Annotated in this window: 20 protein-coding genes and 1 pseudogene; 4 read left to right on the top strand and 17 right to left on the bottom strand. The window is 30.3% G+C overall.

The genetic code is table 11. The annotated features are described in order from the left end of the window. Nucleotides 1-501: 501 nt before the first annotated feature. From LQK79_RS04215 to LQK79_RS04200, 5 genes and pseudogenes are all read right to left on the bottom strand, one after another. Entirely contained in the window at nucleotides 502-2,454 is a 1,953-nt protein-coding gene (locus LQK79_RS04215) for an elongation factor G (RefSeq protein WP_269144048.1), read from the bottom strand. 992 nt (nucleotides 2,455-3,446) lie between these two features. Beyond that, nucleotides 3,447-3,950, bottom strand: a complete 504-nt coding sequence (locus tag LQK79_RS21175; RefSeq protein WP_407928511.1) for a PDDEXK nuclease domain-containing protein — start codon at nucleotides 3,948-3,950, stop codon at nucleotides 3,447-3,449. Nucleotides 3,951-4,049: 99 nt separating this feature from the next. Further along, nucleotides 4,050-4,289: pseudogene (locus tag LQK79_RS21170) on the bottom strand (DUF1016 N-terminal domain-containing protein); the annotation flags it as partial. Nucleotides 4,290-4,414: 125 nt separating this feature from the next. Continuing rightward, a complete protein-coding gene (locus LQK79_RS04205; protein ID WP_231015671.1) occupies nucleotides 4,415-4,558 on the bottom strand; it encodes a hypothetical protein in 144 nt (47 codons plus the stop codon). Between the two features lie 14 nt (nucleotides 4,559-4,572). Further along, entirely contained in the window at nucleotides 4,573-4,911 is a 339-nt protein-coding gene (locus LQK79_RS04200; protein WP_331000637.1) for a DUF6088 family protein, read from the bottom strand. Between the two features lie 191 nt (nucleotides 4,912-5,102). Here LQK79_RS04200 and LQK79_RS04195 point away from each other — a divergent pair, with 191 nt between their 5' ends. Then, entirely contained in the window at nucleotides 5,103-5,450 is a 348-nt protein-coding gene (locus LQK79_RS04195; protein WP_231015669.1) for a TIGR04076 family protein, read from the top strand. Between the two features lie 314 nt (nucleotides 5,451-5,764). Here LQK79_RS04195 and LQK79_RS04190 read toward each other — a convergent pair whose 3' ends face one another. The 3 genes from LQK79_RS04190 to LQK79_RS04180 all read right to left on the bottom strand — a co-directional run bounded on the left by LQK79_RS04190 (nucleotide 5,765) and on the right by LQK79_RS04180 (nucleotide 8,799). Further along, nucleotides 5,765-6,886 (bottom strand): SLC13 family permease, encoded by a 1,122-nt coding sequence (locus LQK79_RS04190; protein WP_231015668.1) that lies wholly within the window; start codon nucleotides 6,884-6,886, stop codon nucleotides 5,765-5,767. Beyond that, a complete protein-coding gene (locus tag LQK79_RS04185) occupies nucleotides 6,876-7,793 on the bottom strand; it encodes a ketopantoate reductase family protein (RefSeq protein WP_231015667.1) in 918 nt (305 codons plus the stop codon). Before LQK79_RS04185 ends, LQK79_RS04190 begins: the two co-directional genes overlap by 11 nt. 163 nt (nucleotides 7,794-7,956) lie before the next feature. Beyond that, nucleotides 7,957-8,799: an AraC family transcriptional regulator gene (locus LQK79_RS04180; RefSeq protein ID WP_231015666.1), complete on the bottom strand. Its 843-nt coding sequence runs from the start codon at nucleotides 8,797-8,799 to the stop codon at nucleotides 7,957-7,959. A 172-nt stretch (nucleotides 8,800-8,971) separates the two neighbouring features. Here LQK79_RS04180 and LQK79_RS04175 point away from each other — a divergent pair, with 172 nt between their 5' ends. The 3 genes from LQK79_RS04175 to def all read left to right on the top strand — a co-directional run bounded on the left by LQK79_RS04175 (nucleotide 8,972) and on the right by def (nucleotide 11,239). Next, nucleotides 8,972-10,423, top strand: a complete 1,452-nt coding sequence (locus LQK79_RS04175) for a UDP-N-acetylmuramoyl-L-alanyl-D-glutamate--2,6-diaminopimelate ligase (protein ID WP_231015665.1) — start codon at nucleotides 8,972-8,974, stop codon at nucleotides 10,421-10,423. 125 nt (nucleotides 10,424-10,548) lie between these two features. After that, entirely contained in the window at nucleotides 10,549-10,785 is a 237-nt protein-coding gene (locus LQK79_RS04170; RefSeq protein WP_231015664.1) for a helix-turn-helix transcriptional regulator, read from the top strand. Between the two features lies 1 nt (nucleotide 10,786). Continuing rightward, a complete protein-coding gene (gene def / locus LQK79_RS04165; protein ID WP_231015663.1) occupies nucleotides 10,787-11,239 on the top strand; it encodes a peptide deformylase in 453 nt (150 codons plus the stop codon). A gap of 55 nt (nucleotides 11,240-11,294) precedes the next feature. Here def and splB read toward each other — a convergent pair whose 3' ends face one another. The 9 genes from splB to LQK79_RS04120 form a co-directional block, all read right to left on the bottom strand. Next, nucleotides 11,295-12,317, bottom strand: a complete 1,023-nt coding sequence (gene splB, locus LQK79_RS04160) for a spore photoproduct lyase (RefSeq protein WP_231015662.1) — start codon at nucleotides 12,315-12,317, stop codon at nucleotides 11,295-11,297. A 65-nt stretch (nucleotides 12,318-12,382) separates the two neighbouring features. Further along, nucleotides 12,383-12,532: a hypothetical protein gene (locus LQK79_RS04155; protein WP_231015661.1), complete on the bottom strand. Its 150-nt coding sequence runs from the start codon at nucleotides 12,530-12,532 to the stop codon at nucleotides 12,383-12,385. A 55-nt stretch (nucleotides 12,533-12,587) separates the two neighbouring features. Next, complete coding sequence (locus LQK79_RS04150; protein WP_231015660.1) at nucleotides 12,588-13,475, bottom strand: fructose bisphosphate aldolase; 888 nt, start codon at nucleotides 13,473-13,475, stop codon at nucleotides 12,588-12,590. A gap of 160 nt (nucleotides 13,476-13,635) precedes the next feature. Beyond that, the gene (locus tag LQK79_RS04145; RefSeq protein WP_084756829.1) at nucleotides 13,636-14,193 is read right to left on the bottom strand and encodes an HD domain-containing protein; all 558 of its coding nucleotides are present in this window, start codon (nucleotides 14,191-14,193) and stop codon (nucleotides 13,636-13,638) included. A gap of 199 nt (nucleotides 14,194-14,392) precedes the next feature. Further along, nucleotides 14,393-14,551: a hypothetical protein gene (locus LQK79_RS21165; RefSeq protein ID WP_347460365.1), complete on the bottom strand. Its 159-nt coding sequence runs from the start codon at nucleotides 14,549-14,551 to the stop codon at nucleotides 14,393-14,395. A gap of 282 nt (nucleotides 14,552-14,833) precedes the next feature. Continuing rightward, entirely contained in the window at nucleotides 14,834-15,352 is a 519-nt protein-coding gene (locus tag LQK79_RS04135; protein WP_231015659.1) for a 2'-5' RNA ligase family protein, read from the bottom strand. A gap of 36 nt (nucleotides 15,353-15,388) precedes the next feature. Then, a complete protein-coding gene (locus tag LQK79_RS04130; RefSeq protein ID WP_231015658.1) occupies nucleotides 15,389-16,003 on the bottom strand; it encodes an EFR1 family ferrodoxin in 615 nt (204 codons plus the stop codon). A gap of 70 nt (nucleotides 16,004-16,073) precedes the next feature. Continuing rightward, entirely contained in the window at nucleotides 16,074-16,565 is a 492-nt protein-coding gene (locus tag LQK79_RS04125) for a MerR family transcriptional regulator (protein WP_231015657.1), read from the bottom strand. Then, on the bottom strand, nucleotides 16,534-17,091 hold the full coding sequence (locus tag LQK79_RS04120; RefSeq protein WP_231015656.1) for a calcium-binding protein: 558 nt from the start codon (nucleotides 17,089-17,091) through the stop codon (nucleotides 16,534-16,536). Before LQK79_RS04120 ends, LQK79_RS04125 begins: the two co-directional genes overlap by 32 nt. Nucleotides 17,092-17,219 lie beyond the last annotated feature (128 nt).

The raw sequence follows: 17,219 nt of genomic DNA, 5'->3' as shown, positions 1-17,219 counted from the left end.
CTCAAACAGATTGAAATATCTAAGCATTTTACAATTTTTAAACCAAGATTTATTAGAATTTTTTAAACCGTTCCTTCATCATTGTTACTTCACCCCCACGGTAGTACAAGGAAAAAATTCCTCTGTTCCTACGGAATTTTGGTGTGAATGTTTACATTCCATTATTTAAACGATTTATTATTATTTTTATTGTAAAATCTTGTTAACAGTGCATTTTTCATAGAGAAACGGAGAAAAATCTTCCTTGCTTTCCGGTATAGTGAAGTAATGTTGATTTGGGATGGTTTAAATAAAGCTTTATAAATCTTAGATGATAAATCGTAAAAGTCTTAGAGAATTTAATCTGTTTGAACGATAGTGAGTTATTAAATTCTCTTAGAATTTTAGGATTTATCATCTTAGATTTATTAGCTTTATTTAATATCCCAAATTAATATTACTTCACAAATTCCAGTTTGCCAGGATAACTTTATTATTAGCACTTTCAACCTTCCAAGTTTTCTATCTTTTCAATACGTTTCTCTTATACATAATGTACATTTTTTTATTTAAAGGGTCTATCTTATGATTTTCTCTTGTTTTTCCAAGTTTAAACGGTATTTCATGAAAACCATAAAATTTTGTAACAAACATTCCTTTACCCTCTGTGTAGGATGCAACCTCCAAATTATAGTCTCTTGAGGTATTTACAGGAATTAGCCCTTGAATTAAAATATCTTTATTTAGTTGTATTGGATTATCAAATTTAGCTCTAAGTCTTGTAAGGTCTAAAATGGCTCTCCCGCAGACCTCTCCACTAATTTTAAGTTCAAATTCATATAAAGGTTCCAAAAGCTTTGTTTTTGCATTATTTATAGCTTCCATAAGTACCATAGGCGCCAAATTTCTAAATTCCGCTGGAGTACTCATAACACTGTCAAAGACTCCATGAATAAGTGTAACCTTAATATCTGTAAGCTCCCATCCATAAAGTCCCTGTTCAAGAGCATCATACACCCCATCTTCTACGCCATTTTGAAAGGTTTTTGGCAAATAACCTGTAGTAACCTCTGATACATACTTTATGCCCTCTCCTCTTTTAAGCGGTTCAACTTTTATTCCTATTCCTGCATAAAAGGGATTTTCAGCTTCAAATATATGAGTTACTGCAGTGCCTATCTTTTCTAGAGTTTCTTTATATATAGTAAGTGCTTTTTCAAACTTGACTTTTATATTATAGTTGCTTTCAAGTATTGCTTTTACAACCTCCATTTGAACTTCTCCAAAAAAATTTAAATAAATGTCTTTTTGATCCTCCGAAGCTTCAATTTTTAAAAGAGGATCTTCTTCAGATATCATTAAAATAGCTTCATATAGCTTTATATTTTCATGTTCATCTAAAGGAATAATTTTAGCCTTTAACACCGGCTGAGCTAAATTTATATTTGTAATTTTTTTATCCCTTAAGCCTATAATATCTCCTATTTTAACACCTTTAATCCCATATAAAATTCCTATATCACCTGCTCTTAAGGTTTCACTTTCTAGGTTCTTTCCATTTAAAAGCGCATCTATCCTTTTAACTTTTTCATCATTTTCCTTTCCAAATATAGAAAGCTTATCTCTTACATTTATTTTTCCATTAAATAATCTAACATAAGTTTTCTTATTATTGATTTTTGAATTGTCAATTTTAAATACAACTCCAGAAAGCATGCTCGCCTCATTACCTTTTGAATATGGCAAATACTTAACTACAGCATCCATTAAATCCTGCATGCCAATTCTCTTTAATGCCGCACCAATTAATACAGGATAAAGCTTTCCGCACCTAGCTTTAAATTGTATTCTTTGCTTAACATATCGCCTTTCAATTTTTTCACCATTTATATATGCTTCTAAAAACTTATCATCAATATCACATAAATTTTCTATAATTCCTTCTATACTATCACCAGAATATGGCTTCTCTACTTCAAGTTCATGAATACCTTCTCTATGTGCATTTTGAATTCCTATTATATTAGGTGATAAAACCTTTTTCATTTCTTCTATTACCCTTTTGTAATTAGCTCCACTTCTATCGAGTTTATTTATAAATATAACCGTTGGAAGCTTAAGTTTCTTTAAAACTCTAAAAAGCATTAAAGTGTGTGCTTGAACTCCTTCAACTGCTGAAACAACAAGCACTGCTCCATCAAGTACACTTAAGGAACGTTCAACTTCTGCTACAAAATCTGCATGTCCCGGTGTATCCAGTATATTAATCTTTACATTTTTCCAATTAAAGGATACTACAGATGACTTTATTGTAATTCCACGCTTTCTTTCAAGTTCCATAGAATCCGTCTGAGTATTTCCATTATCTACTCTTCCGATTTCCTTTATGACTCCACCCAAATATAGTAAGTTTTCTGTAACGGTTGTTTTTCCTGCATCAACATGCGCAACTATGCCAATATTAATTTTATTCAAAATATCATCCCTTCAAATTCAGCACATGCAAAATAGATGTTAAAGGTAAGGTGATAATCCAATACTACCTTTTTTATATGCTGCGTTTTCCCCGAATCAGATTACACATCTGAAGGTATTTTAAATAACAAAAAAACACCATAACCAATGGTGCCAAATGTCTTTTATTATAAATCATCAAGGCTTCAGGGTTACTTTACTTTTTAAAAGAAGCATCACCAAATAAAGCAAAAACATAATACTTTTTTGCCTCATGTGTGGTTACCGACTCAACTATTAAGTTTCGGTACAGTAAACCATTAAAAACATACTTCTTTTTTAAATATTAAATTAGATACTTTTCACCTTTATGATTTTTTTTAGCATGAAAAACAACTCCTTACAATAAGTTTAGGCATCTGAAAGAAAATAGTAAATTCATATTACTGAAAATTAGCCGATAGATGGACCTATTATTTTTTTGAAGATACCTTAAATACCTACCTATATGAGTTTATTATACAAGTAATGTATTTATATGTCAATTTGTAATTACTATGGATAGAAAGCTGGAAAATTGAAAACTCAAAGTTTATCCTAAAAAACTAGAAGTTGTAAAGCAGAGTAGAGAGTAGGGAGCACAGAGTACAGTGAAGGATGATTTTTCTCAGCTATGCTTCGAAAAATCTAAAACTTAATGGGCGCAAAGCGCTTAAAATAAAGTGTTCAGCGCAGCTGACACTATTAAGTTCTAAGATTTACCTAAGTGAAACGAAAGGTAAATCCACCTTCACTGTACTCTGTACTTTGAAAACAACTTCAAAAAATCTCTCAGTCCATAATTTCATTACGCTTGTAACATTTTTTTTCTTTATATCTAAGTTAAAAATACTTCAACCACAATAATTGCCTAAATTATATTGTTATCTCAACTCTCTTATGCTATTATTTTTTCCTCTATAAATTTGTTCTTAAGTAATAAAAGTATCAAATAGTAATTCATACCTTGCTATCTATTTTATTTTCATAAGTTCTAATCTACTAATACCTATTTTTTCAACTTCTTCAACTAATTTTTCCTTCTCTGGTATATACAAAGTATATTTTGATGCAAATATTTGATTGTTTAAACCACCTAAAGCATATTCTGCAGCTACTTCATCTTTATCGACGCATAAAATTATACCCATTGGCTCACTATCTCCTTCATCATTAACTTCCATACTATAATAATTTAAATACATATTCATTTGTCCAACATTTTCTGGTTTTAATTTTCCCATTTTCAAATCAATTAGTACATATGCTCTAAGAATTTTATTATAAAAGATCATATCTACATAATAATGAGTATTATTTAATGTAATTCTTTGTTGAGATCCCACATACGTAAAACCTCTTCCAAGTTCAAGTAAAAAGTCCCCTATGTGTCTTATCAATTTATATTCTAAATCCTTTTCTAAAAATGGCTTACTTTCTGGAACCCCTAAAAATTCAAATACATATGGATCTCTCATTAAATCTTGTGGCTTTTTAATCTCAATTCCTCTTTGAGCTAAATTAAGCACTTTTTCTTTATTTGATTTTCCATCTGATAACAAAACTCTTTCAAACAAAGAAGTATCAATCTGCCTTTTCAATTTTCTTACAGACCAGTTTGAATTTATAGTTTCTTTTTTATAAAAATCCATTTTACTTTCATGAGAAATAGATAAAAGTTCACAATAATGTGATCAACTTAATTCGCCAGACAGTGTCTGGCAATTTGGGTAACTCAAATATAAATTTCTCATATTTTGAAGATTTGAGCGAGAAAAGCCCTTTCCAGGTTCATTTACTAATTCCTTAGATAATATTTTTAATATTTATAATCAATTTCTTTAAATTTTTGTTTTCCACTTTTACTTATCCTCCAAAACTTTTAAAATTCAGAGTGTTCTAATCAAGTCATTAAATTTAACTTATTTAAAACTATCTTCCTTTAGTCTGCAGTTTCATAAAATGCCTCCACCTTTGGTATTTTGTATTTCGATGTTTTATTTAAAAACTGCGAAAGAGTATTTTTTACTCCCCTACTATTTAAAATCTCTTCTAAATAAGCAATAGTTCTTTTCTTATATTTCATACCTTTCAAAACACTTATAAAAACTTCATCACAATATTTTTGATAACTTTTCTCTCTTCATCCAAAACGTTTGAATAAACTTTAACTGTATTAGATATTTGAGTTGTAATTCCATATTTGTTATATAGTCTATAACCTACAACGACTCCTGTGCAGTTTTCTTTTCCAACGTAATAATTTAATATATGATTTTCACCAGCTGATATCTTACCAAACTTAGTTACCTTAGGTCTACAATAAATGCCTTTTGATATTTTATCCAGTTCACCTTTTCTAAACATTCGCTCAATACTTTTATAATAAGTATTTGGCGGAACGTCAGGTAAATTTTCTCTAAAAAATTTGCTCGCAATAATTAATTCTACAGTATTTTCATCGATTATGTAAAAGCATCAAATTTTAAGCAAAGAAAGCCGGTATTTGCCTAAATATATACATTATTTTGAAATTAATGTTATAATTATAGCATATATTAACTATAATTTATTACGCAATTGTAATTTATTGTGTACTAAACATATAAGTTAGAGTTTGGAGGATAATTATGAAAAAATGGTATGATGAAGAGTACGAATGGGAAATTGAGGTAACAGGGTTTCTTCGAAGTGACCACACAGAAAGATATTGCCGAAACGGCGAGGAAGTTGGAGATAAGTATACCTGCACCTATGGATGTCCTGTAAATAAGGATGGACAAGGTATTTGCTCCAAAGTAATGATGATTATGTTCCCAATCATGGAGGCTGTCAGAAGTGGTGGAGATTTACAGAATATTGGTGGTGATGGAAAGTATACCAAGGATGTTGTATGCCCAGATGGCTGCGTTATGTTTAGGATGACAGCAAAGAAACTTGGAAATGAGAATTTTTTTAAGGGTAAGTTTTTCGATTAGCTTAAATTTTTATTGTGTTCAGTTTGAGGATAGACCAAAAGGAAAAGCATATGGGAAATGTGAAATGAATGACATTCCTGTATCTTTAATTCAAGTTGATACGCTACAAAAGCAAAAGATTTGCCTTCCTCACGTCAGGCAAATCTTAAAACTTAAATAATGTCAACTGCGCTGAGTGCAATGCTTTGTGCTATTGCGTAAGCATTAAGTTTTAGCTTTCTCGAAGCACAGCTGAGAAAAATCATCCTTCACTCTACTCTTTACTCCCTACTCTCTACTCTGAGCTAAGTTTCATCCTTCCAGCTATTTCTCCCTTAAAAGTATAACGTTTGTATATAAATAATTACCCCAAATAAAAACAAGCTTGCAAAATTATACATATAGAATTTCTTCATATACTCACTGCTCTTATCAATATTTTCATTAATATATATTTTATAAGAAATAAGACTTGCAAGTGATGCAATTATGGTTCCCATACCTCCAACGTTCACGCCTAAAAGCACTTCTCTCCAATTGGTGGTAAAGCTAGAAACAAGTATGGAACATGGAACATTACTAATAACCTGGCTGAGAACTATAGAAGATATGTACGGCATATGGGGTATTTTGAGAAAAAGTCTAAGTTGCGCCTGTACAAGTTCAATGTTTGATATGTTACCAATAAACACAAAAAATCCTACAAAAGTAGCTAATAAAAAATAATCCACTTCTTTTATAAGATGTCTATCCAAAATTAGAACACAAACCAGTACCGCTGCAAAGGTACATCTGTAATCTATAAGACTAAATACGGAAGCTGTTATAATTAAAAATAAAACTATGTAAACATAAGTTCTTTTTTTATCTTCAATATGTACCTTTTGAACAGAAATTTTTATACTCCTTCTTAAAGTTCTTCTATTCAAAAATAAAAGCCATAAAAACCCCGTAAAAACAAAGGGTATGGTTACGGAAAAAAACTCTACCCCACTAAGTTTATAATGTGTAAACAAAAATAAATTTTGAGGATTGCCCATAGGCGTAAGACTGCTTCCAATGTTTGCCGCAAGTGTTTGAATTACAACAGTTTTCATTGAATCTATTCTGGCATTTTTCAGTGTCAGAATTGCAAGTGGTACAAAGGTTAAAAGCGCCACATCATTAGTTACAACCATTGAAGAAAAAAATGTGACCACTATAAAAACCAAAGAAACCATTCTCGTATTTTTGCACCTAGTTAAAATTTCCACCGCTATTTTGTCCATAACTCTTAGCTTTTCAAAGGCTGCAACCACTATCATTAAATTAAATAGTAAAACAAGCACCTTGAAATTTATATAAGATATCTTAGGTCTTACGGCTAAAGAAGATGCAGCCGCTAAAATAAAAGCAGCAGCAAACACCTTTTCCTTAGCCAATTTTTCTTTAAATGCATTTAAATAATTATTTTTCATGATTCTCCATTACCTTTATCATATTTAAAAATGTTTTATTTACAGGTGTAGCTATGCTGTACCTTTCTCCAAGGTCACACACAGTTTTAGAAAACATATCTACCTCTGTTTTTCTTCCAGACAATATATCCTGACACATTGAAGTTTTTCCTTCCGGCTCACAGGTATCTAAAATTTTACACCAATTTTCTATGTCGGTTTTATTAAGGTTAACTCCTGTTTTTTTAGATACCTCTACAACCTCCATCATTAAAGAAATCATAAGCTCTCTTGCTGCTTTACTTGTCTGAAACACTCCATAATCAGACTTTAAAGCAGCAGACGCTGTATTTATTCCTACATTAAACATAAACTTTGACCACTGTGCGTGAAGCATATTTTCCGGTATTTCATAAGAGACCCCTGCTCTTTCAAAGAATTCTTTTACTGCCTGTACTTTTTCAGAATATACTTTATTTTGCTTTTCCCCAAAAACTATTCTGTATCTATCAGAAACATGAACCTCATTTCCTAAGCGCGTTGCCTCTATAATACAAAAAGAGTATAAAAGCTTATCCATACCATATCTTTCACCAATTATCTCTTCGCTGCTTATCCCATTCAAAAGTGAAAGTATTATAGTATCCTTTCCAACAAAATTTTTTATATCCTCTAGAGAATTTTTAAGTTCCGTCCCTTTTACGGATACTATAACAAGATCAAAGGGTTCTCTGTTTTCATCTGGACTAACACAAGCAAAATTGTATTTTTTGCCGTTTATTATAAATCCATTTTTCTCATATCTATCTTTTCTTTCCCCTTTTGCTATTACTCTAAATTTATCTTGATTAAAATTATAAAAATTTCTTCCAAAGGCGCAGCCTACTGCTCCCATCCCTATAAGCGCTACATTTTCTATTTGTTTCATTATTAACTCAGCCCCCAATTTAAAGTATTATAGTTACAACTTCATATTCATACATAAATATTCGCCCCATAGATAATATTTTATTCTTACTATAAGGATATTTCAACCTAAACATATATGAACAACATGAAAGATTAAAATGACTAATACTGAATTCATACTGTCAACTGTACTCTGAGTTAAATTCCTTAGGCGATTTATCAAACATTTTTTTAAAAGCTCTAAAAAATGAAGAATAATCCTTAAACCCGCATTCCATGTATACTTTAGTAACGGCTTCTCCACTTTTTATGCGGTCTTTTGCCATCAAAAGCCTTTTTTGCAGCACATAATTATATACTGTATATCCTGTTTCCCTTTTAAATTTATGCATAAGGTAGTACTTGCTTATATAAAATTTATCAGATAAAGATTCTATTGAAAGTTCTTTATCTAAATTTCCATTTATATATTTTAATATTTTTTCAATTTGTTTATCATACCTTATTGTTTCATCATTTTGTAAATATAAATTTCCAAGGTGTACTCTATTCAAATAGATTATAAGCTGAATAAAAAGAGAATTGCTTAAAAGTTTGCCGCCAAATTCATTGGAATTAATAGATGTTTCAAGGGATTTAATTATAAATTTTATGTTATTTTGAAATTTTTCTTCAAGTCTTACAAGATTAAAACTCTTTTCCCTTGCCAGCTTAAAGCAATTTGAAAGATCACAGCCATTATAATTATGTTTCTCTATAAAATCTGAATTTGCCCATATAATTATTCTTTCATAAGTTTCAGATGGATCGATAATAGGTTTATGGACATCATGATTGTTTACAAGTAAAATATCCCACGGTTTTAAATGATATGCCTTTCCTTCAATTAAATAAGTTACCTTTCCAGATAAAAATATTATTATTTTATTAAAATCATGATAGTGAAATTCAAAGCTCTGACTTTTCTTATCTTTTAAATGAAATAGCTGAAAATCTTTATTTAAGTATCCCGATTTATTTTCCATATAAAAACACCTCAAAAAAAATAATAAAGCATTTTTTACAATATATCAAGCAATATATACACTATTCATTGTTAAAATTCCTTATATAATATAAGTATACCTATTTAATCAACCAAACTTTATTTGTACCAAATTTCACGTATTTGGTACAAATTTTAATGGAGGAAGTAAAATGAAATTAGTTAAACTCTTAAAAGATATAAATTATGATGTAATAAGTGGAAATATTAATATAGATATTAAAGGCATAAGCTATGATTCAAGAAAAGTTCAGAAAGACTTTGTATTCATATGCATAAGAGGCACAAGAGTTAATGGTCACAACTATATAAAAGAAGCTATAAATAATGGAGCCTCAGCAATAATAATTGAAGAAGAAGTTCAATTTAATAGTGCAGAGATTACCTTAATAAAAGTTAAAAACACAAAAATTACTCTTGCAAGCGCTGCAAATTTATTTTATGGGGAGCCTTCAAAAAAAATAAATTTGATTGGAATAACTGGCACTAACGGTAAAACCTCAGTTTCCCACTATGTAAGAGATATATTAGAGGAACATGGTCAAATTACTGGTGTTATAGGAACTCTAGGCTATGAACTTACAAATGAAACAATAGATGTAAAAAAGATAAATCCAACTACTCCAGAGGCCCTTGAGCTTCAAAATATACTTAAAGAATTTGTATATAAAGGTGCCAAAAATGCAGTAATGGAGGTTACCTCTTCTGCCCTCTTAAATGAAAGAGTTGATTTTTGTGATTTTAATATAGGAGTATTTACAAATCTTTCTCCTGATCATCTCGATATACATGGTACCATGGAAAACTATAAAAATGAAAAAATGAAGCTGTTCCAAAAATGCAAAATAGGAGTTATAAACCTTGATGATAAAATTGCAAATGAAATTATAGAGAAATCACCATGCAGCTTCTTAACCTACGGTATAGACACCGATGCAGACATAAAAGCTTTTGACATCTCTTACACTCAAGCTTCAGTAAGTTTTAAAATCAGCTATAAAGAAATAAGCCGCAAAATAACTGTAAATATCCCTGGTAAGTTTACAGTTTACAATATCCTGGCAGCTGTAGGCATATGCCTTTCTCTAGGAATGGATATAAACCAAATTTTAGCTCTTGTACCTAATATAAAACGCGTTCCTGGAAGACTTGAAATGATAAAAAACTCTGCTAACAAAAATGTAATTGTTGACTATGCTCACACTCCGGATGCCCTTGAAAAATTACTTCTTATGGCAAGGGACATAACTAAAGGCAAACTTATAACTGTATTTGGCTGTGGCGGTGACAGAGATAAATCAAAACGAAAGGTAATGGGAATGGCAGCAGGAATCTTATCTGATTACTGCATAATAACCTCAGATAATCCAAGGACAGAAGATCCAAAAAAGATAATCGAAGAAATAGAAGATGGTATGAGTGTTGTAAATTCAAAATATGAAAAAATAGTGGATAGAAAAAAAGCCATTGAAAAAGGATTAAATATTTTAACCCCAAATGATTTATTAATAATCGCTGGAAAAGGTCATGAAAGTTATCAAATCATAGGAAATGAAAAAATACATTTTGATGATAGAGAAACAGTTGATGAACTTTTAGGTTAATATAAAAAATTAGAAGATAGTTTTGGTTTTTTCAAAACTATCTTCTAATTTTTTATCATATTGACGTCTATTTCTTGCAATGCTATAATTTAAATGTAAGGTTAACATTACAGAGGTGATGCCTAATGAAAAATAAAATAAAAGAATTTAGAGAAGCTTTTGGTTTAACTCAAGAGCAACTAGGAAAACTTGTAGGCGTTTCAAGGCAGGCAATAAACGCCGTTGAAACGGAAAAATTTGAACCTTCTATATGGCTTGCCTATGATATATGTAAAGTTTTTAATAAATCTATAGAAGATATTTTTCTCTTTGAAGAAAGCGAGAGAAAATCAAGAGCTGAACAAAGTAGGGGTGTGGTTTAAAATGGCATTAAGGCAAATTAGACTTTTAGGGGATGACATATTAAGAAAAAAAAGCAGAGACGTTGAAGTTGTAGACGATAAAATAAGACAAATCCTAAACGACATGGTTGATACTCTTCACAACACAGATAATGGTGCAGCAATAGCAGCTCCACAGATAGGCATATTAAAAAAATTAGTTGTAATAGACATGGGCGAAGGAGTTATAAAATTAATAAATCCAAAAATAGTAAAAAAAGAAGGAATTCAAGAGGTAGTTGAAGGTTGCCTCAGCATTCCTAACAAGTTTGGCAAATTAAAAAGGCCTGCAAAAGTAACTGTTGAAGCCTTAGATGAAAACGGTAAAAAAATCACCCTTACAGGAACAGGTGATTTAGCAAAGTGTTTTTGCCATGAAATAGACCATTTATATGGTATATTATTTACTGACTTTGTTACTGAATATTTAAACTAACGAGTTTTTGCTGACCATTTAAATACATCATTGTAATGCTTAAATGGTCAGCAAACTATATTATATAAAGTATGGTCTTATTTTTAAATATGTCTTCTATCTCTGTTGTAAAAAATGCTTTCATATCCTCCAGCTGCTCTTTGCTGTAAATAAATTTTCCATATCCAAACTGCCCATATTTATATTTTCTTTCTTCATCTACCATTGGAAGCGTTGTTTCTGGGAATACTTCTAATATTACGTTTTTTGCTCTAGTGGTATATCTATGAGATATGACTTCAAAGGTTACAGGATAATCTAAATCTTCAGGCATTTTAGAATTTAATTCTATAAGCATATTTCTGTAATCCTCTTTCCACCCTTCATATATAAATACTGGTGCTATTATGTAACCAACTTTATATCCTGCCCCAGCGACCTTTACACTAGCCTCTATTCTTTTATTAATTGGAGCAGTTCTATTTTCATACTCGCTTATAACCTTATCCGTGTTTATTGTAAATCTAATTTCTGTATTTCCGTTATGCTCAGCATCAAGCAGCGTATCTACATCATTAAATTTAGTAACAAATCTAAATCTGCCCTTATTGCTGCTTCCAAAAAATTCTATAGTTTTTTTTAATATATTTGTATACGGCTCAACTGGTACTGGATCAGAAGTGGCGGAACCTTCAAATATAGTGGTCTCTGGTAATCTTTCATTTATATACTTTTGAGCTTGATCTAGTATATCCCCTATATTTACATTGACCTTCATATATGGTTTATCACCTAAATTAGTATTTAAATAACAGTATTCACACTGCCCAATACAGCCAGATACCAGAGGCAATTGATAATGTGCTGAAGGTTTGCAGGATTGAAACTTAAATCCCCTTTTCACTCCAACCACTAAGGTATTTTTTCCTTCTCTATAAAAATCATATAAATTATCACCTGGAATATGCTGTTTTATCTTGTTAGAAGACAAATTTATTATTTCCATGCCTTCCTTCCCCTTAAACTTATTATATATATTTTTACCTATTTCATAATCCAAAGAAGTTTTTTCAAATATTATTCTTTTAGGAATAAACATAATTTACTTTAGAGATTTAATTCATCTCTTCCTCCTTACATTAGCAAATTAAATAATCTTATCATCTACATTTCACTTTTATTTTTGGGTTTGACTGATTTATATTTTGATTTACTTTTTTCTGAAGGATCTATGTAATCATAATCTCCCCTATCGTTCTTCTTTAAGCCAAGTGACGCCATTTTCTTTTTAGTTGTAGTTAACTTATTGCTCATAATAATTGTACTCCTCTTTATTTTTTATATTTTTCATTTAAGTTCTAACACAAAATTATTTGATTGATGCTTCATAGATTTTCTTAATTGAGCTTGATAACACTTCATTAAATTCTTCTTGAGTTTGATGAACAGTTAATCCCTGCAATAGTGCTCGTGAAAAGCTAGCAATTAATCTATGATTACGTGCTAACTTTTTATTTGCTTCAATTTGACTATATCCACCAGACAAAGCCAATATTCTAACAACATGTGGATCATCCATGAGATCACTATAAAAATCATCCTTCGTTGGTATTGAAAGTTTAAGCATTACTTTTGTTTCATTGCCAAGCCTCGATAATTGTTTTGAAATTTCAAGCTTCAAAAGTTTTTCTGATTCTTCCTTGTCAACGCTGTAGATATCAACCTCTGGTTCAATTATTGGAATCAATCCCGTATTAAAAATTTGTCTAGCAATTTCAAATTGCTGATCAACAACCATTTTAATTCCTCTTGGATTAGCTTCTTTAATAACAGAGCGCATTTTCGTTCCAAAAACATTTTTTTCTACAGCCTCATTTAAAATGTTCTTCAAATTATTTATTGGCTTCATGAGCTCTACACCATTTTCAATTTCAGCTAATCCTTTATCGACCTTCAGAAAAGGCACAATATTCTTCTCTTCCCAGAGATAATCGGCAGTATATTTATCATCAATGGTACGATGCATTGTATCTTCAAATAGTATAGCGCCCAAAATATACTTTGAATTGAAGGCAGGACTCTTTATAATGCGCGTTCTCATCTCATGTACCAAATCAAACATAGCTTTATCATTAGAATAACTGTTCTCCTGAATACCATACTGCAGCAGTGCTTTTGGAGTACTACCTCCACTTTGATCTAGCGCAGCAATAAATCCACTTTCCGTATGCATTCGGCTCATTTGCTTTTCATTCACTATACTCTCTCTCCTTCTCTTATTTAAAAATTGAGTAATAAAAAAATATTGAAGCTAGAATTTTTTAACTATAGCTATTTCATTCATTAGTATGCATAAAAAAAACTACAGATATGCCTGTAGTCTACTTAAAATATTTTTCTAATTCTTCCAAATAAAATTATTCAAATATAGTCTTAATTAAATCCCTTTTAGCTTTATAGTATTCCTTGCTTTGTTTAGACATCTTATTATAGCTTCTTTCAAGCTTATTTCTGACAAATTCGGTGCCAGCATCAATATTAAGCTTTCTCTGAACAAAGGCTAAGTAAAATAATGCAGGCAAAGCATCATAATGAGAAATTGCATCAGCATCGGCAACACATATTTCTTCTATAGTTCTTTTTTCCTTTAACACACTTCCACGATGATTCAATATGCATAATTTAACAAGTTCAATTTTATTTTCTGGATAGTTATATTTTTTCAAGATTGCTTCTGCCATAGCTGCTCCGTGAATATGATGCTTTTCATATAGCTTGTAATCTGTAACCGAAGCTATATCATGTAACCAGCCTGCAATTTCACACACTTCAACATCTGCCTTGTACAATTCAGCAAGTTCAACAGCATTCTTTGCTACACTTTTAATATGTTCATAGCTTCCCGGTCCAAAAAAGTTATTTGGACTTTCACATCTTTTCTTTATATCTTCTTTTATTTCCTCAAGCATACTCATTTTTATTTTCCTCCATGTCCTACGAATTTTAAAACAAATCAACAAGTATTCATATGATTAAATATATCAAACATATGTTCGTATGTCAAATTTACACATAACCGGATTATGAAGGATTTATAAAGATATGATAGTTACATTGATTGAACCTTATATTAGCAGATATCTCCCTTACTAGAAGTAAATATTTCAGCATTCATCATGCTTCCTCAATTGCTATCCAAATCTCTTGTCGATTTTCTTGCATATAACATTCAAATACAGGCAAGTCTGCAAGTTTAAATCCCGAACTTGGAAGCCATATCTGTTTTAATCCTGCTAGCAATCCCAGCCACTTTAAATGCAGGCCAATGTTCAATTTGATACTTCATTTTTTCTTCCCCCTTAATCACAATTTGAAAAGAGAGTTTAGGACAAGATTTAAGCGTTACTGTTTCACTTCTTACTGTTGACGGCAAAACCCCATGGAAATTTCTAAAAGCACGTGAAAATGCATCCTGCGAATCATATCCATACTTTTCCTCCTGTCATATACAATTATAAAATAAATATTAAATTACCTCCCGACTTTTTATGCCGCAATTAGTAGATAAAGACTATAATAATAATCGGCTAGCGAAGCTAAACAAATTATAATTTATCAATCCAGTTCGTGCTCTATTACAATAATTGATTCTTCATGCTCACCAATCATTTCAACCGATATCTTTTTGACTACAGTACTAAATTTATCATTATACTTGTTATTTACATCATCAAATGCTTTATCAAGCAGCTCTATAGAAGATAGTTTTCCAACTGTCATATGAGGAACATAATCTTGACTTGCATCAAATTGCTTTAGTTTATCTTTATATAGCATATCATGAATGTTTTTAATTACACCCATGCCTTGTACTACATTTAAAAACAAGTAATTTCCATATCTATCGTGCTGTTTACTAAACCCCTTCAATTCAACTTTAAATGCCTTTATATTTCTTAAACACACTTTTAAATATAAATTAAGTTCTTTATTAGTCAGCTCGCTATTAAAAGGAAATACTAAAGTAATATGTGGCAACACTAAATCTACCAAGGGATCATATTTCTTACGGATTTCATTTATAACCTTAATATTTTCAAATTGAGGAAAAATCATAATAGTTCTTGTATTCATGCTCATATCTCCCTCTACAAATACGCCTTTCTTATATTAAATTTCTTTCCCGGGGCATACTTTTTCACATATTCCACAACCAACACATTGGGACGTATATGAAACATTTTTGGGAGTTAAATACATTTGCTTTCCAAGGGATTTACAAACAGCACTTACTATACGGGTCTTAAGGCTACCTTTTCCTTCAATTTTATTTATACTTCTATTATTAATATTAGTTGAAATTTCAGCTAATTTAATCTTATAATTGTTCAGTCTTTCAATTTCAATGTTATGTGGAGTTACAAGTGCATTGCCGGGCATATAAATAACGAAACCTGAAGACAGAGCTTTTCCTTTTCTTTCTAAACATTTATTTAGCTCAATCAAGCTTGCACCAGGAGCTCCGTTGCATGTTTCAATAGCAAAAATATATGGATTGGTTTTAAATGTTAATTTTTTTATAAAGGACCTAACTATATCTGGAATATTCATAAAATAAACCGGAAATACAAATCCTAATACATCTGTATCTATCTGTACGGATTCTTTATCTCTAAATATTGATAATGGAATTATACTTCCTTTATCACTCAAATTATCATTAATCTCTCTTGCAACTGCTAAAGAATTTCCCGTTCCAGAAAAATAAAAAATTTTTGAACTCATACTAACACCTCTTATTATAATTTCAACTAATTATAATCCTTGTACTTAGGTACAGAGTCAAGCTTTTTTATTATTTTCCTGAATTATTATTAAATGCATTGCATAATGGACATTCATGTGGCTGATATAAATTTTCCTTAATATTCTTAAGATTTTCCTTTACACTTTTAAGCTCTATAATCTTATCACTAATTTCCACAAGTTTTTCATCAATTAATTCTTTTACATAATTTAAATCTATATTTACACCATTTACAGCTGAAAATAAATCTCTTATCTGCTCTAAAGTAAAACCTGCACTCTTAGCCCCCCTAATAAATCTAAGAATAATTAATGTATCTTCTGTATAAATTCTATATCCTTTTGAAGTTCTTTTGGGAATAGGAATCAGTTTATTCTTTTCATAATATCTTAGTGTTTCCACATTAATGCCAGATATTTTGGCAATTTCACCTCTTAAATAATACTTCATATTGCTTTTCTTTAACTCCTCACTTTCTAATCTAAATACTACAAATGATTTATAAAATCTATCTATTGCAAAGCCAAAAATTGTAATCATCAATAATTTTAGCTTCAAAAGGAAACTGAAGTTTTTCTTTAAGGTAATCACACCAGTATTCCTGAATAGCTGCATCATCTTCATATCCGCTGTTTCTTATAAAACTTTCAACTCGTTTTTCCTGCATATCATAAAGCTTTTCATGTCGCTTCATTTCTAATGAGCTTATATTATCAATATCCGATTTTACATATTCAAGCTTAATATTTTTAACCATACTATTTAATAGTTTCTTAAATTCACCAATGTCTGTTTCCTGTTTTTCTCTTTTCAGTATTACAGCACCCTTATCTGTTGTTATATTTACAAGTGTCTTTTTATTTTTTGTGAATTTGATTCCTGTTATATCATTCCATTCTATAAAAAGACTTTTCTCACTAAGACTTGTAGAAATTAAAAAACCTTTTTTATAAAATTTTACTTTTGCATTTATAATAAATATATCAAAATCAGGATAAGTTCCAGAATAATCAAATTCAAATTCAGTAATATATTTTCCGCATTCAGTTTTTATAACTTCAAACATAGTGCTTGCTCCTTTGTTTTTCTAATTCACTTAAAATATTTTTCTAATTCTTCTATATCTTTTAAATTAAAAATCTGTATTGCAATAACATCGATATAAATTTATATATTAAAATACCCACAACTATC

Source organism: Clostridium guangxiense (genome assembly GCF_021043395.1).
Classification (GTDB): domain Bacteria; phylum Bacillota; class Clostridia; order Clostridiales; family Clostridiaceae; genus Clostridium_S; species Clostridium_S guangxiense.
Note: the sequence above shows the minus strand (reverse complement) of the source record. Positions and strands in the feature narration are given on the sequence as shown.

What these genes read in the sequence shown, in the direction of transcription:
- LQK79_RS21175 (WP_407928511.1), bottom strand. Translation starts at nt 3,950, where the DNA reads ATGAGAGATCCATATGTATTTGAATTTTTAGGGGTTCCAGAAAGTAAG.
- LQK79_RS04205 (WP_231015671.1), bottom strand. Translation starts at nt 4,558, where the DNA reads ATGAAATATAAGAAAAGAACTATTGCTTATTTAGAAGAGATTTTAAAT.
- LQK79_RS04195 (WP_231015669.1), top strand. Translation starts at nt 5,103, where the DNA reads ATGAAAAAATGGTATGATGAAGAGTACGAATGGGAAATTGAGGTAACA.
- LQK79_RS04190 (WP_231015668.1), bottom strand. Translation starts at nt 6,886, where the DNA reads ATGAAAAATAATTATTTAAATGCATTTAAAGAAAAATTGGCTAAGGAA.
- LQK79_RS04185 (WP_231015667.1), bottom strand. Translation starts at nt 7,793, where the DNA reads ATGAAACAAATAGAAAATGTAGCGCTTATAGGGATGGGAGCAGTAGGC.
- LQK79_RS04180 (WP_231015666.1), bottom strand. Translation starts at nt 8,799, where the DNA reads ATGGAAAATAAATCGGGATACTTAAATAAAGATTTTCAGCTATTTCAT.
- LQK79_RS04175 (WP_231015665.1), top strand. Translation starts at nt 8,972, where the DNA reads ATGAAATTAGTTAAACTCTTAAAAGATATAAATTATGATGTAATAAGT.
- LQK79_RS04170 (WP_231015664.1), top strand. Translation starts at nt 10,549, where the DNA reads ATGAAAAATAAAATAAAAGAATTTAGAGAAGCTTTTGGTTTAACTCAA.
- def (WP_231015663.1), top strand. Translation starts at nt 10,787, where the DNA reads ATGGCATTAAGGCAAATTAGACTTTTAGGGGATGACATATTAAGAAAA.
- splB (WP_231015662.1), bottom strand. Translation starts at nt 12,317, where the DNA reads ATGTTTATTCCTAAAAGAATAATATTTGAAAAAACTTCTTTGGATTAT.
- LQK79_RS04155 (WP_231015661.1), bottom strand. Translation starts at nt 12,532, where the DNA reads ATGAGCAATAAGTTAACTACAACTAAAAAGAAAATGGCGTCACTTGGC.
- LQK79_RS04145 (WP_084756829.1), bottom strand. Translation starts at nt 14,193, where the DNA reads ATGAGTATGCTTGAGGAAATAAAAGAAGATATAAAGAAAAGATGTGAA.
- LQK79_RS04135 (WP_231015659.1), bottom strand. Translation starts at nt 15,352, where the DNA reads ATGAATACAAGAACTATTATGATTTTTCCTCAATTTGAAAATATTAAG.
- LQK79_RS04130 (WP_231015658.1), bottom strand. Translation starts at nt 16,003, where the DNA reads ATGAGTTCAAAAATTTTTTATTTTTCTGGAACGGGAAATTCTTTAGCA.
- LQK79_RS04125 (WP_231015657.1), bottom strand. Translation starts at nt 16,565, where the DNA reads ATGATTACAATTTTTGGCTTTGCAATAGATAGATTTTATAAATCATTT.
- LQK79_RS04120 (WP_231015656.1), bottom strand. Translation starts at nt 17,091, where the DNA reads ATGTTTGAAGTTATAAAAACTGAATGCGGAAAATATATTACTGAATTT.